Here is an 18,431-nt window from a genome sequence, read left to right on the forward strand (position 1 = left end):
ACGGCGACGACCATGCCCGAGACGCCGAATGCCGCCTCCGGGCCGACGGGCAAGTTGCCGCTTGCCTTCAACGCGGCGGTGCCGCCCGGAGCGACCCGTGTCAAATAACGGCGGCGGCCTGCTCAAGCACATCGTCATTCGCACGCTGATCGTCACGATGGCGCTGGTCGCCATCGGTCTGTTCGGCCTGCTGGCGCTCGCGTCGGCCAATACCGAATTCTTCGACCGCTACTACTCGCTGCTCTACACGGCGAACATTGCGGTCGCGATCATCTTCGTCTTCATCGTCGGTGCGCTCGTCTGGATCATTCTGGTGCGCTTGCGTCAGCGGCGCTTCGGCACGCGACTGCTCGCCAAGCTGGCGATCTTCTTCGCGCTGGTCGGTGTGCTGCCCGGCGGCATCATTTATCTGGTGTCGTTGCAGTTCGTCTCGCGCAGTATCGAATCGTGGTTCGACGTGCGCGTGGAGACCGCGCTCGATTCCGGCCTCGAACTCGGCCGCGCCATTCTGAACAACGGGCTGTCGGATCTTGGCGCGAAGGCGCAACTGGTCGCGGACAATCTGGCGTCGAGCGGCGACAAGGGCGGCACGCTCACGCTGCTTCGCATGCGCGACCAGTTCGGTTTGCAGGACGCGACTATCGTCGACGGTAACGGGCGCGTGCTGGCGTCCGCCTCGGGTAACTTCAATGCGCTGGTGCCGGACCTGCCGACACCGCTCATGCTGCGTCAGGCGCGCGCACAGTCGCGCGGTTACACGGCGATCGAGGGCGGCAGCGAAGGGTACGACAGACACGAAGGGCACGATCAGCTTCGCTGGCGCGTGGTGATACGGGTGCCGTCGAGCTACACCTCCTCGTTGCAGGACGACGAGCGGTTCCTGCAGGTCACGCAACTGGTGCCCACCAATCTCGCGCAGAACGCCGAGGCGGTGCAGAACGCCTACCGTGAATATCAGGAGAAGGCGCTCGGCCGCACCGGTCTGCGCAAGATGTACATCGGCACGCTCACGTTGTCGCTGTTCCTGGCCACGTTCGTCGCAATGATGCTCGCGCTGGCGCTGGGCAGTCAGTTGGCGCGTCCGCTGTTCCTGCTCGCGCGCGGCACGCAGGAAGTGGCGGCGGGCGACTTGTCGCCCAAGGGCGAAGTGCGCACCAACGACGAACTCGGCTTCCTCACGCAGGCGTTCAACGCGATGACGCGTCAGTTGTCCGATGCGCGCGCCACGGTCGAGCGCAACCGGCTTGCGCTCGAAAGCTCGAAGGCTCACCTGGAAAGTATTCTGTCGAGCCTGACGGCGGGCGTGTTCGTGTTCGATCGCGACTTTCGTCTGACGACGGCCAACGCCGGCGCCGAGCGCATCTTCAAGCAAAGTTTTCAAGGCGAACTGAACCGCTCGCCGGCACATATCCCGGCACTGGTAGAGTTCGGTGAAACGTTGCGGCGCGCGTTCGCCGATCGCGATGCCAACGCCGACCTCGGTCCGGGCGGGCACTGGCAGCAGCAAATCGGCCTGACGTTGCCGGGCGAGACTGATGGGGTGACGCTGCTGGTGCGCGGCTCGCATCTGCCGGAGCCGATGGTGGCCGTGGCCGGGGTGCCCACGCGCGCGGGCGGCGGGTATGTGGTGGTGTTCGACGACATCAGCGACGTGATCTCGGCACAGCGCTCGGTGGCGTGGGCCGAAGTGGCGCGACGTCTCGCGCACGAGATCAAGAATCCGCTCACGCCGATCCAGTTGTCGGCCGAGCGCTTGCAGATGAAACTGTCGGACAAGCTGCCGCCGGCCGACGCCGAGGTGCTGCGCAAGGGCGCGACGACCATCGTCAATCAGGTGGCGGCGATGAAGCGCATGGTCGACGATTTCCGCGACTACGCGCGGCTGCCGCCGGCGATCATGCATCCGTTGCAGATCAACGAGCTGATCGGCGAGGTGCTGACGTTATACGGCGTGGACGAAGGGCGCGGCACGATTCGGCCGTACCTCGATGCGGGGCTGCCGGAGATTCGCGGAGACTCGACGCAATTGCGGCAGGTTATCCATAATCTGCTGCAGAATGCTCAAGATGCCGTTGGCGGAACCGAAAACCCTCTTATCACGGTGGAAACGAAGACAGTAGAATACGCAGGAACGGATGTGCACCCAGGTGAACCGAAGCGCACGGCAGTGCGTCTGACGATCACGGACAACGGGCCGGGTTTCCCGGCGCGCATTTTGACCCGCGCCTTCGAACCCTACGTGACGACCAAGGCGAAGGGCACCGGCCTCGGGCTGGCGATGGTCAAGAAGATCATCGATGAGCATCAGGCGCGCATCGATATCCGTAACCGACCGTTGCCCGAGGGCGAAGGCAGTGCAGGTGCACAGATTTCGATCTTGTTTACTCAATTGGCTGACGACCAGGAACTGCCGCGCAACAAGCCGGCAGAACACACGAAGGTAGCGTAAATGGCAACCATTTTGGTGGTGGATGACGAAATGGGGATCCGGGAGCTGCTCTCGGAGATTCTGAGCGACGAGGGGCATGTCGTGGAGGTGGCGGAGAACGCGCATGAAGCGCGCGTGTTCCGCGCCGCACACACGCCCGACCTCGTGCTGCTCGATATCTGGATGCCCGATACCGACGGCGTGACCTTGCTCAAGGAATGGGCGGCACAGCAGTTGCTGACCATGCCCGTGATCATGATGTCGGGACACGCGACGATCGACACCGCCGTCGAGGCGACCAAGATCGGTGCGCTCAATTTCCTGGAGAAGCCCATCGCGCTGCAAAAGCTGTTGCAGGCGGTGGAGCAGGGACTGGCGCGCGGCAAGCGTGAAGCTTCCGGCGGCACGGCCGGCGCCTTCGACGCCGACGACGATGCGCTCGACACGGGCGTGTTCGGCGAGAGCGAGACGCGTCACGCGAGCGCAGGGCTGAACGGCACGGCGTCGCATCACGTGCCGCTCGGCGCGAACGATGCCGATGGCGTGAGCGGCGTTGCCGGGGTGGGCATGTCGGCCGACATCTCCTTCGACGTGCCGCTGCGCGAAGCCCGCGACGCCTTCGAGCGCGCCTACTTTGCCTACCATCTGGCCAAGGAACACGGCAGCATGACGCGCGTAGCCGAGAAAACCGGACTGGAACGCACGCATTTGTATCGCAAGCTCAAGCAACTGGGCGTCGAACTCTCCAAGAGCAAGACCTGATGAATACGGCGACACGACGCGCTACGGCGCGCCGTCATGCCGCTTTCGCGCAGATTTTTCAGTGAAATGAAGATAAGGGCTTGCACAAAGCGGATTCAGTCTCTATAATCGCTTTTCTCTTGGCCCGGTAGCTCAGTTGGTAGAGCAGCGGATTGAAAATCCGCGTGTCGTTGGTTCGATTCCGACCCAGGCCACCAAATTCGAAGGGCTTGCGCATATCGCAAGCCCTTTTTGCGTTTGAATCAAAACGCTGCCCGATGATGGGTATAACGGCCCGGCGATAGCGACGCGGGGCAACGCGGTTCAAAATCGCGTGACATATCCCGCACGCGGGTTGCCCCGGAGGGTCCGGCAGGGCCGTATCGCTTGGTATCCGATGGCAGCCGCAAGCGCGTGCCCCGGCCCTAATCGCCTACTGTCCCGACGTCACGAAATTCCGGCGTCCCGACGACCCGGCGGCGAGGGCGCTACTGCTAGCGCATGATCATGACGACAAGCACCGATTCCGCTCTGGTTCTGTTCTCCGGTGGACAGGATTCGACCACCTGCCTCGCGTGGGCGCTCTCGCGCTATGCGCGCGTCGAGACCCTGGGCTTCGATTACGGACAACGCCACAGCGTGGAGCTGGAGTGCCGCACCGACGTGCTGGCCAAGCTGCGTGAGCGTTTTCCGCAATGGGCGCCGCGTATGGGCGACGATCACATGATCGATCTGTCGATTCTCGGCCAGATCAGCGAGACGTCGCTCACGCGCGAGACCACGATTGCGATGGCGGCCAACAACCTGCCCAACACCTTCGTGCCGGGCCGGAATCTGCTGTTCCTGACGATTGGTGCGACCATAGCGTATCGACGCGGCCTGCGCGTGCTGGTCGGCGGCATGTGCGAGACGGACTTCTCGGGCTATCCCGACTGCCGCGACGACACCATGAAGGCGCTCCAGGTCGCGCTCAATCTGGGCATGGACCAGCGCTTCGTGGTCGAGACGCCGCTCATGTGGATCGACAAGGCCGACACGTGGCAGATGGCGCAGGACCTGGGCGGCGACGTGCTCGTCGAGACCGTGCGCGAAGACACGCACACGTGCTATCTGGGCGAGCGCAGTGTGCTGCATGCCTGGGGCTACGGGTGCGGCGAATGCCCGGCATGCCAGTTGCGCCAGCGTGGCTATGAGCAATGGCGCGCGCGCAGTCACGCACAATAGTCGAAAAAACGGATAGTTACCCCCCATCGAGACAGTCGAATCGAGCGCATCATGACGTACGCGGTAAAGGAAATCTTCTACACATTGCAGGGCGAGGGCGCGAATGCCGGACGCCCGGCGGTGTTCTGCCGGTTTGCGGGTTGCAACCTGTGGACGGGACGCGAAGAAGACCGTGCCGAGGCCGTCTGCCAGTTCTGCGACACCGATTTCGTCGGCACCGATGGCGAGAACGGTGGCAAGTACCGCACGCCGGCCGAACTGGTCGCACAGATCGTGGCGTTGTGGCCGCAAGACGATCGTGCGCATCGATTCGTGGTGTGCACGGGCGGTGAGCCGCTGCTTCAACTCGATGCACCGCTGATCGACGCGCTGCACGCCGAAGGTTTTCGTATCGCGGTGGAAACCAATGGCACGCAGGTCGTGCCCGACGGCATCGACTGGGTTTGCGTGAGCCCGAAGGCGGATGCCGAAATGGTCGTCACACGTGGCGACGAACTGAAAGTCGTGGTGCCGCAGGATCGTCAGCGTCTGGCCGATTACGAAGCCCTCGACTTCACGCATTTCTATCTTCAGCCGATGGACGGCCCGCTGCGCGACACCAACACGAAGCTGGCGATCGACTACTGCAAATCGCATCCGCGCTGGTCGCTGTCGATGCAGACGCACAAATACCTGAATATTCCCTGAGCCGTTGCTGTGATTACGATTACCCGGAAACTCGAATTCGATGCGGGCCACCGCATTCCCGATCACCGAAGCCAGTGCCGCAACCTGCACGGGCATCGCTATGTGCTCGAAATCACGCTGGCGGGCGAAGTGAGCCGCGAGAGCGGTGCGTCCGACAACGGCATGGTGATGGACTTCGCCGACGTGAAGGCGCTCGCCAACGAACACCTCGTGTCCGTGTGGGACCACGCGTTCCTCGTCTACGAAGGCGATACCGCTGTGCGCACCTTCCTCGAGACGATGCCCGATCACAAGACCGTCGTGTTCGATCGCGTGCCGACCGTCGAGAATCTGGCCGCCGCCGCATTCGACAAGCTGAGTCACGTGTTCGACGCTCACTATGGTCGTGACCTGCGCCTCGTGCGCCTGCGTCTGTACGAGACGCCGAACTGCTGGTCGGAAGTGACGGCCTGAGTTTGCCGGGGCCTCTTGCCTGATCTCGCCGGCGCCATCGTCGATGGCCCTGTCCGGCTTGGGACGACGCCCGACCTGAGACGGATCCGATACTTCGTCCGCGAAAGCGACGGCCGCCGATGAATGCATGACCGAAAGTGCCAACCCGCCAGATCACATGTCTGGCGGGTTTTTCTTTTTCGGAGAGGTCATGACAAGAGTTTCAATGTCCGCCGTGATGGCACGGGAGGAGCGCACGAGCATCCGGTTGTTCGCCGTGCGTCGCATCGATTCGCAGGAGAACCTGTGCTCGCTGGAGGGCGTCGCCAATCGGCAGGACTTGCGCGGTGCCGAGACGCAGGCGCCACGTCGTGTGCAGCGACGGCATGACGCGTTGCGCGCAGATATCGTGAGTGTGCGGGCCCTGCGAGCGCCGGGAGGTGTGGGCGGCTCGGGCGGCGTGGCCGCCGTCGCACCGACGGCGCCCGAAGCGGTCGCCGACACGCGCCCGCGCGCCGGACGCCCTGGTCGTCCCAATCGCCCTTGTGGCGATCCACCCCCGCCATACGCCCCTCCAGGCTGCGAGCCGGAGGCATTGGCGTCGTGTGCGCCCCCGCCGTATGTGGCGTCCGGTGCCGTTCAGGTGAGCGGCTGGATGTTGCCACCGCCGCGCTATTCGCGACCATCGCTCGACTGGTATCTGCGCGAAGGGCATCCACGCTCGGATGTCTGACGCGATGCGTTTGCCCCGCATGGGGTCGCCGCAGACCGTGGGAGGTTGACCCGGGCAGGCGGCGCTTTCGGGGCAGGAGATGGCAACGCAGCACGCTCGGCCGGACGACGCGCTATGATGCGGCTGGCATGACATCACCGCTCCATTCGTCGATCCGAGACGAGACACCCGATAACACGAAGGGGGACCTACCTATGAAGACGCTGCTGCGCGGCCTGCTGACCGCATTCCTGTTCACCGTTTTCGCCGTGCCGGCGACGTCGGCATTCGCGGAAGACAAGGTCGTGTATCACATCAACGACGCGGAGCACCAGGCGCTGGCCGGTCTGCGCAACATCCGCAACCAGCTTGATACCGTGCCGGACACCAAGATCGTGGTCGTGGCGCATTCGCAGGGGGTCGACTTCCTGATGGAGAGCTACAAGGACGCGGCGACCGTTGGGCCGCTCATCTCGGCGCTGCACGCGCGTGGCGTCAAGTTCGAGGTGTGTGAGATCACGCTCAAGCAGCGCAACCTGAAGAAGGACCAGTTCGTGCTCGACGCCGACTTCACGCCGTCGGGCGTGGTGGAACTCACGCGTCTGCAACAAAAGGGCTACGCCTACATCAAGCCGTAAGCCCGGCACTTGCTGTGCACCGAAACCCCGGCCCGCGCCGGGGTTTTTGCATTTTGGGAGAGGGGAGGCGCGTTCCGGGCATGGCCATGCCCGGTCCCGGCAAGAGCTTTTTGTTTGGCGCACAATAGGCGCAAGCCCGTTCCCGGAGATGCCCCCATGCGACACGCCGTCCTACCGTCTTCCGCCCTGCGCCGGTTGCTCGCCGGTACCGCCCTCGTGCTCACCGGGGTGGCGTGCGCACCGATCCCCTACGCCGTGGCCGCCGCACAGGCGCCGGCGCAGGCGCTGACCGATCAGGCCGTGCATCACTACGAAGCCGGGCAGCAGACACAGGCGCTTGAGGAATTCCGCCGGGCGGCCGAACAGGGCAACCGGCTTGCGCAATTCGATTACGCGATGATGCTGCTCAACGGCGAAGGCGTGAATGCCGACCCGGACGGTGCGGTGCACTGGCTGGAACGTGCCGCCAGCGCGGGCATGACGCAAGCGCAGTACGTCTACGCCAAGATGTTCGACGACGGGTACGTCGTCGGCAAATCGATCCCGCAGGCGAACCTCTGGTACGAGAAGGCTGCCAAGCAGGGCCACGTGCAGGCGCAGGCGGCCATCGCCAACGAGTACTTCATCGGACGTGGGGTTCCGAAGGACTACAAGACGGCGTTCAGTTGGTACGAAAAAGCCGCGCGCGGCGGCGATCTGCCGTCGCAATACATCGTGGCGAGCTACTACGAGCGCGGCTACGGCGTTGTGACCCCTGATATCGAGCGCGCCCGCCTGTGGTACGGGAAGGCGGCGGCCCAGGGCGATGTCGCGGCGCAGGGCAAGCTCGACGCCATGAACCGCGAGCGCACCCAGCACGCCGCACCCGACGCTAGCCAGGCCCCGACGAAGTAGCCCAACGGCGGCCGCAAAACATGATCGCCCTCATTCATATTGCGAAGAATCCCATCATGAATCGCCGATAGCCGGTCGGTATTCTCAACCTCAACGAATTCATTGTTGAGGAGCGCGAACGACGAACATTGCCAGGGCCGATGGAAGCGCCGGCATTGCACGCTCGCGAAGAGATGATGGAAGCAGACACCCACCCCGCAGAGACCGACAGCCACGCGAGCGGCGCCGTGTTGCGTCTGCTGACGGGGCCGATGCGTGGCTGCGAGTTCTCCCTCTCGCCTGGCATCACGCTCTTCATCGTCGGTCCGAGCGACCCCGCGTTCGACCGTGGCTGGCAAACGGAAATGCCGCCCAACGCCATCTACGTACCGATGGACGGCGATGGCGGCGACAACTTCGAGGTGCTGGTCGACGATGCCGGGCGCGAAGGTCTGTTCATCCGTGTCCTCAACGAAGGGGCGGGTGCTGAAGTCGCCATCGACGCCACGCAGATCGCTCGTATGGGCGACGTGCGCGTCGGGGTGAAGCGCGTCGACGACGCATGGTCCGACGACGTGCAGCGCAGCCTGTGCGCCGATGCGCGTCTGGACGACACCATCCATCCCGCCGCACGACAACGCCGTCGCTGGACACGCGCGCTCGTGTCGTGCGCCGCGCTCTTGCTCCTCATCGGCGGCGTTTACTACTACCGGCAGTCGGAGCCACAGCGGCAGGCACAGGGCGTCTCGGAGTACCTCGAATCGCTCGGCGGACGTGCCACCGTCTTGCCCGGTAACGACGGCCGCATCTACGTGCTGACCGAAGATCGCGAAGAGCGCAATGCGCTGTCGCGCGCGCTGGGTGCCGATGTCGTCAAGCGCGAGCGGCTGGAGCTCATGGCGCTGGACGAAGAGAACGCGCGCATCACGCAGTGGATCGATGCGTCGCGCACCGACGTGCTGTATTTCAAGCTCTCGCTCGAAGATCCCGCGACGCCGGAGTTGTGGATCAACCGCAGGCAGAGCGGCATTTCCGAGACGGAGATGACCCGCTTCCGGGCGGCGCTGCTCGAGAAGATTCCCTATGCCCGGCGCGTGAGCATCACGCTGCACGACGAAAACGAGGCGAGCGGCGAAGCCGAAGACGCGCTCAAGCGCCAGATGGTGCCGTTCTTGCGCACCGATACGCCCGAAGGCGTGACGTTTCACATCAGCTCCGAACTCGACGACGTGCAGTTGCGCCGGCTCTACGGCTTCATGCAGACCTTCGAGAAGCGCTGGGGCAAGCGTCTCGTGCACTTCAACATCGATTTGAAAGACGACTGGACCGCGCAGCAATCGTATGCCTACGGCTCGGCGTCGTATGTGAAGGAAGGGCCACATCAGTGGCGATTCATTAACCGGCAGTAATAGTACTAATGGAGACAAACCGATATGGCCGAAATTATCCCGATGTCCAACGACAACTTGACGCTTCTGGAGGAGATTTCCACCAGTTTCAACGGACCGGTCAATGAACTAAAGACGCGTATGGAGAAAGCGTTGGAAGACGTCAAGAAAGACCCGACGGATTCTGCATCGATGGCGACATTCCAGGCGGCCATGGCGGCCTACACGTCGCTGCGCGCAGGCCAGTCCGGCACCATCAAGTCGCTTAAGGATGCGGTGCAAGGGGTTGTTTCCAAGTTTTGACGACACTGTCGTCGCTCGCCATCTCAGGAGGTTGCCATGTCGTTCGATCCTTCGCTGTCGCCGATCTCTGCGTTGCATAAAACCACGCCTTCCGTGCTTGCCGCAGACCCAGGCGCGGGCGAATCGCTGGAGTCGCGTTTTCTGAACGCGCTGGCCAATACGTCGGCGGGGTTTGAGGCAAACCGCGCCGACATCGTCAACGCCGCGACGAACCTCGATCCTACCGATACGGCGAGCGCGATCGCGTTGCAGACACGACTGGCGGACTACGGCATCGGCGTGTCGATGGTGGCGACAATGGCACGCAAGACGGTCGGCGCCGTGGAGGCGTTACTGCGGTGAAACTCCGGAACGTCTTCCCTCTCGTCGTGGTGTTGTTTCTCATGGGCTGTCGCAAGGCCGAGACATTGCTAAGCGCGCTCGACCAGCAGCAGGCCAACGAAGTGGCCGCCGTGCTGTTACGCCACGACATCGAGACGCAGAAGATCGATGGAGGCAAGGCGGGGTACACGATCACCGTCGATGCGGCGGATTTTCCGCAGGCTGTCGACTGGCTCAAGACCTACGATCTGCCACCGCGCCCGCGCATGGAGATCGCGCAGATGTTCCCGCCTGACTCGCTCGTGGCGTCACCTCGCGCGGAACGCGCGCGACTCTACTCCGCCATCGAGCAGCGTCTGGAGCAATCCGTTCGGCTGATGCAGGGCGTGCTCGCCGCGCGCGTGCACGTGAGTTACGACGTGGACGGTCAGAACGGCGAGCCGACGAAGACCAGCCCGCACATCTCGGCCGTGGTCGTGTACCAGAGCGGTGCGAACGGCACGGAGCTGATCAACGACATCCGGCGATTTCTCAAGAACAGCGTGGACGATCTTCGCTACGAGAACATCTCCGTCGTGCTGTCGCAGCAACCGGCAACGCTCGGTGCGCGCGCGCCCATGCCGCTTGCGATGCCGCACGCCGACGAGCGTCCGCTCTGGCCTTATCTGGCGATTGGCACCGCGGTGCTGTTTCTCCTCGCGGTCGCCGCGCTGGGGGCTCGCATGCGGGCATCGCGTCCTGGGTGGCCACGACGGGCCGACGCGCCCGAGACGAAGGAGGGCTGACCATGTCGCTCAAGCCCACGCCCGGCCTGCACGAATCGCAGAGCGCCATCGCGGTGTGCTGGCGCACGATGATGTTCGACCCGGCGTCGTACATCCATGCGGCGCGCTTCGTGTATCCGGGGCAGTTCGCGTCGCCCCGTCAGCGCGCCGTCATCAACGAGATGCTGATCGCGGGGTTCCGGCTCGACAGTCATTGGCCGTTCGACCAGATCGGGATCGTGGAGCGGCCTTGGGTGCTGAACTGGCGTTTGCTGCCTCAGGTGGCCTATCTGATGGGTTGTCAGGCGCGCAAGGCAAGTCTGTGCCGGCGCGCGGCGTTGCTTCGGCTGCCTGAGTGGGCGTATGCGTACGCCAAGTTGCCCGTGCTCGACGCCATGCCGTCCGTGAGCACTGCGCCACCGTCGCACGAGGAGCTGACGGCCGAAGGTTTCGTACGTCTCATGGCGCTTGGCGCCACGTTGCGCGAACCGCTTCGTCAACGTTTGCCGTTGCTGTTTCCTCCCATCGATTCGTACGCCGCAGACGTGCCTGATGCGCTCGACGTCCGACTGTTCGTGACTGCTTTGCAATATGCCAAGAAGCATCCCCATTCCCCCCCGGACACCCGTCATTGATGGCGTGATCGTCCCGAGGGACCAATTGGTTCGCGGGGTGACGCGTACGCGTGTCGACAACGACATTCGTCATTGGGCCCGGCGACGTGTGACCGAGTCGCAGCGCGAGATCGACGCACAGCGTCGGCAGGCGATGCGCGAAGGGTACCGGGACGGGATCGCGGCGGCGCTGGAAGACGTGGTGGCGCACCTGATGCGCACCGAGGCGCTGTGCGAGCAGTGGCGCGCCGGGATGATCGGTCAGATGCGTGAGCTGCTCGGCGCGGCAACGCAGCATCCGGAAGCCTTGCTTGCGGCGCTCGACGACGCGATGCACACGTTTGTCGACAAGGCGGGCATGCCGTCGGACGTGCCGATCACCGTGGTGATGCCGGTGCGGCTCAAGGCGCGGCGCGAAGACATCCGCGCGCGTATCGAGGCCGTCTGTCGTGCGCCGTTGACGCTCGAATTCCGGGCGAAGGGCGAAGGCATTTCAGTGCAGCGCGCCGGAACTGCGATCGAGTACGACCCGCAGAACTACGCCGCGCGCGCGGAGGCGGCGCTGGACATCGACCCGCGTGTGCCGCGGGCCGACCTGCACACGCTGCTCGCGTCGGCGCTTGCGTCGCTTAACGAACGCCTGGACGAATTGAACGCGCTGAACACACTGAACACGCCGAACGCCGTGATGGCAATCAGCACCCCAACCGCGATGGAGGACGAGGATGACGAGCGCTATTGATGCACTGACGACCCTGTCGCCTGCCCCTGCCGACGAGGAGATCCGGCCGCTGACTCTGGCGCAACGCGTGCAGGAAATGCGGGCCTCCGAAATGCGGACCCGCGATGTCGAACCGCTGGCGCAACGTCCCGCTCCGATGCATTCCCCGGGCGCTGAAGGCGAAGACGGTGGCATTGGGACCGACGGTAGCGACGGCAGTGACGGTAGCGATGAGATCGACCTCGCCACCGAGTGGCAGAAGCTCTTCAACAGGCTGATGGTGCTGGAGTGGTTCGACGGTTGGCTCGATCGCATCGAGGAAACGGTCGACGGCGGGAACAGCGACAGCTGATACGACAGCCGACGCGACGCATGCCGAATGCACGCCGGATGCGCGTCAGGTCGGGCGAAACAGAGGAACCGTCGGGTGCCGACGGGAAGTGAGGTGGGCAATGAGAAGTTTGGAAATCATGGAAGACGCGCAGGCGCTGGGCGCGAACCAGCCGCTCGCACTGGCGTGCGACGGCGTGTGGTTCGTCTGCTCGCCGCCGTCCACGCGAAGCCTGTTGCTCGAACTGCAACCTGCCGGTAACGGTAGTAGCGCAGGGGCGACACGGCTCGAATTGCCGCCCGACTACTGCGGGCTTCTGATGCTCGGCAAAGGCGCGTTGCTGGTCAGAGGCGGCACGCTGCACTACCACCGCATGCATTGCGATGTGCTCGTCAAGCTGCTGGCGTTCATGGACGAAGCGCACGCCACGGGCACGGACACGCCGGACAACCACCGGCGTAATGCCGTGCCTGCGTTGCATCGGGTGCCGGTGCGCGCGCCGTGGGGGGATCGTCGTCAGTGCGAGCTATGGTTCCTGAGCCAGATCGCCGCGCCGGGCGAAGGCTTTCGCACGATGCTCGACATGCTGCGCCGCTGCGAGTCCTACGACCTGATCCGTTTTCTGCTCACGCGCGCGCCCACGGGCGGCACCCTGCGCCATATGTGCACGAAGTACGGCGTGTCGTATTCCCACTTCCGGCGGCTATGCCGAGGTGCGCTCGGCGAGTCGGCCAAGATCGCATTGCGCGACTGGCGCATGGCGCGCTCGATGCTGGAAGTCGCGCAGTGCAACGACAGCTTCACGGAGATCGCGCTGCGTAACGGGTACGCGTCGTCGTCGCATTTCTCAACGGAAATCAAGGAACTGATCGGCATGTCGCCGACCAGTGCCGCTGGCGCCTTGCGAACGTTGGCTCGATGAAGAAAGCGATTGACATCGCCTGCGTACTGATGGTCGCCACCGTGTCGAACGCCGCCGACGCGTCGTGGGCCATGGCGCTATCCTCTGCCGGTTCGCTCGATGGCACGCCACCGACGCAGACGCAAGCGAGCGTCGGCACCGTCGTGCCGCCGCAGGCACCGCCTCCGCAGGCACCGCCTCCGCAGGCATCTCAAGTGCCGCCGCAAGTGCCACCGTCACAGGCGCCGCTGCCGATCGCGCAACCGCCGTCGAAGTCGCTGCCGCAGGGGCCGGCCGCGCGGGGCGGCTATGTGGCGCGCAACGACAATCTGCGCGAGTTCTTTGCGGCGCTGTCGCCTTCTCTCGGCCGCCCCGTGATCGTCAGCAATCTGGCGGCGAAAAAGCAGGTCTCGGGAGACTTCGACCTGTCGAACGCCCGCTCGCTGCTCGAGACGATGGCGACGAAGCTTGGACTCATCTGGTATCACGACGGACAGTCGATCTTCGTGTACGACGCCTCTGAGATCCGCAACGCCACCATCTCGATGACCTACTCGTCGCTAGGCGATCTCGAATCGTATCTGCGTGATGCGGGGCTCTACGACCGCCGGTATCCGATTCGGGGTAAACCGGGCAACAAAGTGTTCTATGTCTCCGGCCCGCCGGTGTTCGTCGATCTGGTGCTCGCCGCAACGCGCTCGATCGATCGCGCGATGGTCAGCGACATTCCAGCCGCCGGTCCCGATCAGATCGGCGTGGTGCGCATGGATAACGCGTTCGTGTCGGACCGCACGTATCAGATGCGCGACGAGAAGATCGTGATCCCGGGCATGGCGTCGGTGATCACGCAACTGGTGCAGCCACCGCGCAGTGCGGCGGGCGGCATCGTTCCCCCGTCCACGCAACTGCCGTTGTCTCCGCAAGAGGCGCGTAGCGGCGCTTCGCCCTCGCCACTGCCGCCGCCCGTACCGGGGCTGGGTTCGCCTGCTGCGCTCAACCCTGCCTTACCGCCTGCGGCGCTGAACGCCGAGAACGCGCCGACGCATGGCCGCGTCATCGTGCAGCCGTACCCGGCGGCTAACAGTCTGCTCGTGCGTGGCACCGCCGAGCAGGTCGAGCGCGTGGAGCGGCTCGTGTCGCGGCTCGACTCTCCGCGCCGCCATATCGAGCTGTCGCTCTGGATCATCGACGTACGCAAGGAGGCGCTCGACTCGCTGGGTGTCGATTGGTCGGGCGGCGTGAACCTCGGTTCGCACCTGGGCGTGCTGCTCAACGCGACCACACCGGTCAGCACGCTGGACGGCGTGCGTTTCCTTGCGTCGATTCAGGCGATGGCGTCGAGCGGAGACGCGACGGTGGTGTCGCGTCCGGTCATCCTCACGCAAGAGAACATTCCCGCCCTGTTCGACGGCAGCCAGACGTTTTATGTGCCACTTGAAGGCGAGCGCACCACGGACCTGCGCAGCGTCACCTACGGCACGATGATCAGCGTGTGGCCCCGCTTTGCCGGTCGCGACGAAATCGAAATGACGCTCAACATCGAAGACGGCACGAGCGCGCCCGGCAACCAGGGCGAGGACAAAAGCAAGTACACGGTGCTGCCCACGGTGTCGCGCACCCGCATCAGCACGGTGGCGCGCGTGCCGCAGGGCAAGAGCCTGCTCATTGGCGGATTCACGCGCGACAGCGGCGACACGGTCGAGAAGAAGGTGCCGCTGCTCGGCGACATTCCGTGGCTGGGCCGCGTGTTTCGCTACAACAGCACATCGCAGAACAACAACGTTCGCGTGTTCCTGATTCAGCCGCGCGAGATCGATGGGCCGATGACGCGCGATGCGAGCGATATCGCCGGTGACACCATTGCGACCTTGCCTTACCCAATCCACGGCGAATCGAAAGAGCTCCGCCGCGCGACCGGCCTCGACGCCCCTGAGCCGACACCCGCCGCCAGCAAGAACACGAATGCTGTACCGGGCGCCGCGCCTGCGGGCAATGGCGTGCGGAATCTGCCGGCGCCTCGCGTCGAGTCGTCGGCGCACACACCCGCCTCATCCCTTTCGTCGGGCGCCCCCGAAGCGCCGGTGGCGCGCGACGATTCCACCCTTCATCACACGGGAGTCGACCGTGGCCAGTCTTGATGTCATCCGGCCGTCGCCGTCATCATCGTTTTCGGAATCCGCTGCCAGAACGTCTTCGGGCCGGCAGCGCGCCACGAGAACGGCGGACGACGACGACGGTCCCCACCGCCTGCTCTCTGGCGGGCCGGTCGCCGATATCCGCCGCGCGGCGGAGTCGAGCGACGAAATGTCCTCCGCGCTGGCACAGTTCCGTCTGCGCGCGAACCGCAAGGAAGAGAACCGTGGCATGGCGCAGAGCTATGACTACATTCTCGAAGAAGACGCACCGAACAAGATTCGCGAGATTCTGGGTGCGTCGTGGGTGTCGGCCGAGGAGTTGACGCGTCTGTTACGTGAGGCGTTCGACGACATCAGCGACCGTTGGGTTGCCTTGCAGGCCCTGGCCACCCAGCACAAGACGCTGCGTGCGGAGCAGCAACTGGCGCTGGAAGTCGTTATCGCCGAGGCACAGGCCGCGCCGCCCGAAGAGATTCGCGCGCGCAAGGCAGGCGTGCATTGTGCGATCAAGGCCCGGCTGGTCGGACACCAGATGGCGCTCGACTTCGCCCCGAACCTGCTGCGCGCCGCCTACCGGAGCTTCCTCACGACCGAGGCGCCGGACATCGAGCTTTACCAGACGTGGATTTCCGGCTTTGGCTTCGAGCGGCGCGAACAGGTGCTCATCTTCATGGAAGGCGCCATCGTCGACGACATGCGCGCGGAAGACCCCAGCAGTACGCCGCCGCAATTCGCTTCGTCGCTGGAGCGACTGGGGACGCTGCGCCGCCTGCGCACCTGCGAACACAGCTTCGTGCTCCACGTGAGCCGGAGTGCGCTGGCCGCACCGTTCAATGCGAGCGAGCGCGACTGGCTGCATTTCCTGCTGGTGGTCCTGACCGACGCCATGGGGCTCGACGAGTCGCTGCGATACACCATGGGTGTCAACGCGCTACTACGCGAGAACGGCGATCACGCGCGGCTCATCAATCTCCTGCTGCTCGCCTGTCAGCAGCTGCCGGGTGAGCCGTTGCAGACACAGGACAACCGCGACACGCTCCTCGGCGGACTTCGAGATCTCGGTGGCGCGGCCTATGCCCGTGAAAGCAGCGCTCGTGCCGTCGATCCGACGTCGCGGCATCGCCGGAGTGTGTAATGCCCGCAGCGTTGCTCAACGACCTGCGGGGTCGTCCCGAGATCGTCATTCTGATTTTGATGTCGTGCGTGATCGCCATGCTGGTGATCCCGCTGCCGACGTATCTGGTCGACTTTCTCATCGGCACCAACATCACGATCTCCGTGCTGCTCTTTCTCGGAGCGTTCCACATCGAGAGGATTCTGAACTTCTCGTCGTTTCCCTCGATGTTGCTCATCACCACGCTGTTCCGTCTCGCGTTGTCGATCAGCACCACGCGTCTGATCCTGATCGATGCGGACGCGGGCAAGATCATCGATTCGTTCGGACAGTTCGTGATCGGCGACAGTCTGGCCGTGGGCTTCGTGGTGTTCGCCATCGTGACCATCGTGCAGTTCATCGTGATTGCGAAGGGCTCGGAGCGCGTGGCGGAAGTGGCGGCGCGCTTCTCGCTCGACGGCATGCCGGGCAAACAGATGAGCATCGATGCCGACGTGAAAGCCGGCACGCTCGATAACGACGGCGCACGCGAGCGGCGCAGTGTGCTGGAGCGCGAGAGCCAGTTGTACGGCTCGTTCGACGGCGCGATGAAGTTCGTGAAGGGCGATGCCATTGCGGGCATCGTCATCATCTTCGTCAACCTGATCGGCGGCATCATCGTCGGCATGACGCAGCGGGGGATGGAGCTGAGCGGCGCGCTCACGACCTACACCACGCTCACCATCGGCGACGGACTCGTCGCGCAGATTCCGGCACTGCTGATCTCGGTCGCTGCGGGCTTCGTCGTCACGCGTGTGAATGGCGAGGCCGACAACATGGGCCGCACGATCGTCAGCCAGTTGATGGGCAACCGCTTCGTGCTCGGTGCCACGGCGTTGCTCACGCTAGTGATCGGTACGCTGCCGGGGTTTCCGTTCCTGACATTCTCGCTGCTGTCCTGCCTGCTGGCGTTCGCATGCTATTTCGCCAAGCCGACGCCGCACGCGAAAGCGGGGGCAGCGGGCGCGTCCGGCAAGGCGGGCGCCACCGATGCCTCCGGGAAAGCCCGGAAGCCGGGGGCGAAGGCCGACAATTCGCTGGCGTCGATCGACAACCTCGATAACGTCGCGCCGTCGACGGCGCCGCTGGCCATCATGCTGCCGTCGGCGCAGGTCGCGGCGTTCGAGGCGGCGACGTTCGCACAACGCGTGCGAAGTCAGTTCTTCACCGACTTCGGTGTGCATCTGCCAGACCTTCTGTTGCAGGGCTCTCCCACGCTGGATGACTCGCGCGCGGCGGTCTACATCAACGAAGTGCGCGCCGACGAGTTTGTCATCTTCTACGAGCGGGTGCGTATCGACGCCTACACCAGCGAGATCGCCTCGCTCGATTTCCAGCCGGTCTTCTCGGGGCCGGAGCGCGGTCGATGTGCATGGGTGACGCCCCAGCAGGGCGAGACCCTCAAGGCAATGGGGCACGTCACGCACCTGCCCGCCGACGAGCTCTACCAGAGTCTGGCGGTGCTGCTCACGCGTCACGCCAACGAGTTTTTCGGCATTCAGGAAACGAAGAAAATGCTCGACCTCGTCGAGCAGCACTATCCCGATCTGGTCAAGGAAGTGCTGCGGCATGTGGCGTTGCAGCGTGTCTCGGAGATTCTTCAGCGTCTGGTGACGGAGCGCATTTCCGTGCGCAACATGAAGCTCGTGATGGAGGTGCTCGCCATGTGGGCGCCGCGCGAGAAGGACGTACTCAATCTCGTCGAGCACGTGCGTGGCGCGCTCGGTCGCTACATCTGCAACAAGTTCCTGCGCAATGGCGAGTTGCGCGTCGTCATGCTGTCGGCGGAAGTGGAGGAGAGCGTGCGGCGCTCGATTCGTCAGACAGCGGGCGGCGCCTTCGTGAACATGGACCCGAAGGATGCGGAGACGCTGCTCGACCGTGTGGCGCTGGCGCTGGACAGCTCCGGGCGGGCTCACAAGGACATCGTGCTGCTGGCATCCGTGGACGTTCGACGGTTCGTGAAGAAGCTGGCGGAGACGCGCTTTCGCGATCTGGAAGTGCTGTCGTTCGGCGAGCTGGTCGACGGCGTATCCGTCAACGTCATCAGCACGATCTGAGGCGG

Annotated in this window: 19 protein-coding genes and 1 tRNA gene; all 20 read left to right on the forward strand. The window is 64.4% G+C overall.

Features of this window, described 5'->3' with window-relative positions; all coding sequences use genetic code 11:
- Nucleotides 1–157 precede the first annotated feature (157 nt).
- The 20 genes from PCA20602_RS07860 to PCA20602_RS07955 all read left to right on the forward strand — a co-directional run bounded on the left by PCA20602_RS07860 (nt 158) and on the right by PCA20602_RS07955 (nt 18,426).
- Nucleotides 158–2,449: a sensor histidine kinase gene (locus tag PCA20602_RS07860; protein ID WP_281354651.1), complete on the forward strand. Its 2,292-nt coding sequence runs from the start codon at nt 158–160 to the stop codon at nt 2,447–2,449.
- Nucleotides 2,450–3,190 carry a response regulator gene (locus tag PCA20602_RS07865; protein WP_150720748.1) on the forward strand — a complete coding sequence of 247 codons (741 nt, stop codon included), beginning with the start codon at nt 2,450–2,452 and terminating at the stop codon, nt 3,188–3,190. It begins immediately after the preceding gene.
- A gap of 121 nt (nt 3,191–3,311) precedes the next feature.
- A tRNA-Phe gene (locus PCA20602_RS07870) sits at nt 3,312–3,387 on the forward strand.
- Between the two features lie 283 nt (nt 3,388–3,670).
- Entirely contained in the window at nt 3,671–4,393 is a 723-nt protein-coding gene (queC, locus tag PCA20602_RS07875; protein WP_150720749.1) for a 7-cyano-7-deazaguanine synthase QueC, read from the forward strand.
- 51 nt (nt 4,394–4,444) lie between these two features.
- Complete coding sequence (queE, locus tag PCA20602_RS07880) at nt 4,445–5,080, forward strand: 7-carboxy-7-deazaguanine synthase (RefSeq protein ID WP_150720750.1); 636 nt, start codon at nt 4,445–4,447, stop codon at nt 5,078–5,080.
- Nucleotides 5,081–5,092: 12 nt separating this feature from the next.
- Nucleotides 5,093–5,533, forward strand: coding sequence for a 6-carboxytetrahydropterin synthase QueD (queD, locus tag PCA20602_RS07885; protein ID WP_411829204.1), 441 nt, complete (start codon nt 5,093–5,095; stop codon nt 5,531–5,533).
- A 190-nt stretch (nt 5,534–5,723) separates the two neighbouring features.
- Nucleotides 5,724–6,245, forward strand: a complete 522-nt coding sequence (locus PCA20602_RS07890; protein ID WP_150720751.1) for a hypothetical protein — start codon at nt 5,724–5,726, stop codon at nt 6,243–6,245.
- A 194-nt stretch (nt 6,246–6,439) separates the two neighbouring features.
- Nucleotides 6,440–6,862 (forward strand): DsrE family protein, encoded by a 423-nt coding sequence (locus tag PCA20602_RS07895; RefSeq protein ID WP_069342998.1) that lies wholly within the window; start codon nt 6,440–6,442, stop codon nt 6,860–6,862.
- Between the two features lie 156 nt (nt 6,863–7,018).
- Nucleotides 7,019–7,756: a tetratricopeptide repeat protein gene (locus PCA20602_RS07900; protein ID WP_150720752.1), complete on the forward strand. Its 738-nt coding sequence runs from the start codon at nt 7,019–7,021 to the stop codon at nt 7,754–7,756.
- Between the two features lie 176 nt (nt 7,757–7,932).
- Nucleotides 7,933–9,144 (forward strand): PrgH/EprH family type III secretion apparatus protein, encoded by a 1,212-nt coding sequence (locus PCA20602_RS07905; RefSeq protein WP_174980896.1) that lies wholly within the window; start codon nt 7,933–7,935, stop codon nt 9,142–9,144.
- 24 nt (nt 9,145–9,168) lie between these two features.
- Entirely contained in the window at nt 9,169–9,426 is a 258-nt protein-coding gene (sctF, locus tag PCA20602_RS07910; RefSeq protein ID WP_150720754.1) for a type III secretion system needle filament subunit SctF, read from the forward strand.
- A gap of 36 nt (nt 9,427–9,462) precedes the next feature.
- Nucleotides 9,463–9,768, forward strand: coding sequence for a type III secretion system inner rod subunit SctI (gene sctI / locus PCA20602_RS07915; protein WP_150720755.1), 306 nt, complete (start codon nt 9,463–9,465; stop codon nt 9,766–9,768).
- The gene (locus tag PCA20602_RS07920) at nt 9,765–10,532 is read left to right on the forward strand and encodes an EscJ/YscJ/HrcJ family type III secretion inner membrane ring protein (protein ID WP_150720756.1); all 768 of its coding nucleotides are present in this window, start codon (nt 9,765–9,767) and stop codon (nt 10,530–10,532) included. The genes sctI and PCA20602_RS07920 overlap by 4 nt, the downstream gene beginning before the upstream one ends.
- Before the next feature lie 2 nt (nt 10,533–10,534).
- Complete coding sequence (locus PCA20602_RS07925) at nt 10,535–11,146, forward strand: type III secretion apparatus protein OrgA/MxiK (RefSeq protein ID WP_150720757.1); 612 nt, start codon at nt 10,535–10,537, stop codon at nt 11,144–11,146.
- A gap of 37 nt (nt 11,147–11,183) precedes the next feature.
- Nucleotides 11,184–11,867, forward strand: a complete 684-nt coding sequence (locus tag PCA20602_RS07930) for a hypothetical protein (protein ID WP_150720758.1) — start codon at nt 11,184–11,186, stop codon at nt 11,865–11,867.
- Nucleotides 11,851–12,198 carry a hypothetical protein gene (locus PCA20602_RS07935; RefSeq protein WP_150720759.1) on the forward strand — a complete coding sequence of 116 codons (348 nt, stop codon included), beginning with the start codon at nt 11,851–11,853 and terminating at the stop codon, nt 12,196–12,198. Before PCA20602_RS07930 ends, PCA20602_RS07935 begins: the two co-directional genes overlap by 17 nt.
- A 100-nt stretch (nt 12,199–12,298) precedes the next feature.
- Nucleotides 12,299–13,099, forward strand: coding sequence for a helix-turn-helix domain-containing protein (locus PCA20602_RS07940; protein ID WP_217432388.1), 801 nt, complete (start codon nt 12,299–12,301; stop codon nt 13,097–13,099).
- Nucleotides 13,096–15,216, forward strand: coding sequence for a type III secretion system outer membrane ring subunit SctC (gene sctC / locus PCA20602_RS07945; protein WP_150720760.1), 2,121 nt, complete (start codon nt 13,096–13,098; stop codon nt 15,214–15,216). Before PCA20602_RS07940 ends, sctC begins: the two co-directional genes overlap by 4 nt.
- Nucleotides 15,203–16,348 carry a type III secretion system gatekeeper subunit SctW gene (sctW, locus tag PCA20602_RS07950; protein ID WP_281354641.1) on the forward strand — a complete coding sequence of 382 codons (1,146 nt, stop codon included), beginning with the start codon at nt 15,203–15,205 and terminating at the stop codon, nt 16,346–16,348. The genes sctC and sctW overlap by 14 nt, the downstream gene beginning before the upstream one ends.
- Nucleotides 16,348–18,426 (forward strand): EscV/YscV/HrcV family type III secretion system export apparatus protein, encoded by a 2,079-nt coding sequence (locus tag PCA20602_RS07955; RefSeq protein WP_150720762.1) that lies wholly within the window; start codon nt 16,348–16,350, stop codon nt 18,424–18,426. The genes sctW and PCA20602_RS07955 overlap by 1 nt, the downstream gene beginning before the upstream one ends.
- The last annotated feature ends 5 nt before the right edge of the window (nt 18,427–18,431 follow it).

Origin of the sequence: Pandoraea capi (assembly GCF_902459735.1) — a bacterium.
Classification (GTDB): domain Bacteria; phylum Pseudomonadota; class Gammaproteobacteria; order Burkholderiales; family Burkholderiaceae; genus Pandoraea; species Pandoraea capi.

Coding starts and splice junctions, on each gene's coding strand:
- PCA20602_RS07900 (WP_150720752.1), top strand. CDS start 7,019: ATGCGACACGCCGTCCTACCGTCTTCCGCCCTGCGCCGGTTGCTCGCC.
- queC (WP_150720749.1), top strand. CDS start 3,671: ATGATCATGACGACAAGCACCGATTCCGCTCTGGTTCTGTTCTCCGGT.
- PCA20602_RS07905 (WP_174980896.1), top strand. CDS start 7,933: ATGGAAGCAGACACCCACCCCGCAGAGACCGACAGCCACGCGAGCGGC.
- sctF (WP_150720754.1), top strand. CDS start 9,169: ATGGCCGAAATTATCCCGATGTCCAACGACAACTTGACGCTTCTGGAG.
- sctI (WP_150720755.1), top strand. CDS start 9,463: ATGTCGTTCGATCCTTCGCTGTCGCCGATCTCTGCGTTGCATAAAACC.
- PCA20602_RS07925 (WP_150720757.1), top strand. CDS start 10,535: ATGTCGCTCAAGCCCACGCCCGGCCTGCACGAATCGCAGAGCGCCATC.
- sctC (WP_150720760.1), top strand. CDS start 13,096: ATGAAGAAAGCGATTGACATCGCCTGCGTACTGATGGTCGCCACCGTG.
- PCA20602_RS07955 (WP_150720762.1), top strand. CDS start 16,348: ATGCCCGCAGCGTTGCTCAACGACCTGCGGGGTCGTCCCGAGATCGTC.
- queE (WP_150720750.1), top strand. CDS start 4,445: ATGACGTACGCGGTAAAGGAAATCTTCTACACATTGCAGGGCGAGGGC.
- PCA20602_RS07940 (WP_217432388.1), top strand. CDS start 12,299: ATGAGAAGTTTGGAAATCATGGAAGACGCGCAGGCGCTGGGCGCGAAC.
- PCA20602_RS07860 (WP_281354651.1), top strand. CDS start 158: ATGGCGCTGGTCGCCATCGGTCTGTTCGGCCTGCTGGCGCTCGCGTCG.
- PCA20602_RS07895 (WP_069342998.1), top strand. CDS start 6,440: ATGAAGACGCTGCTGCGCGGCCTGCTGACCGCATTCCTGTTCACCGTT.
- PCA20602_RS07935 (WP_150720759.1), top strand. CDS start 11,851: ATGACGAGCGCTATTGATGCACTGACGACCCTGTCGCCTGCCCCTGCC.
- PCA20602_RS07890 (WP_150720751.1), top strand. CDS start 5,724: ATGACAAGAGTTTCAATGTCCGCCGTGATGGCACGGGAGGAGCGCACG.
- PCA20602_RS07865 (WP_150720748.1), top strand. CDS start 2,450: ATGGCAACCATTTTGGTGGTGGATGACGAAATGGGGATCCGGGAGCTG.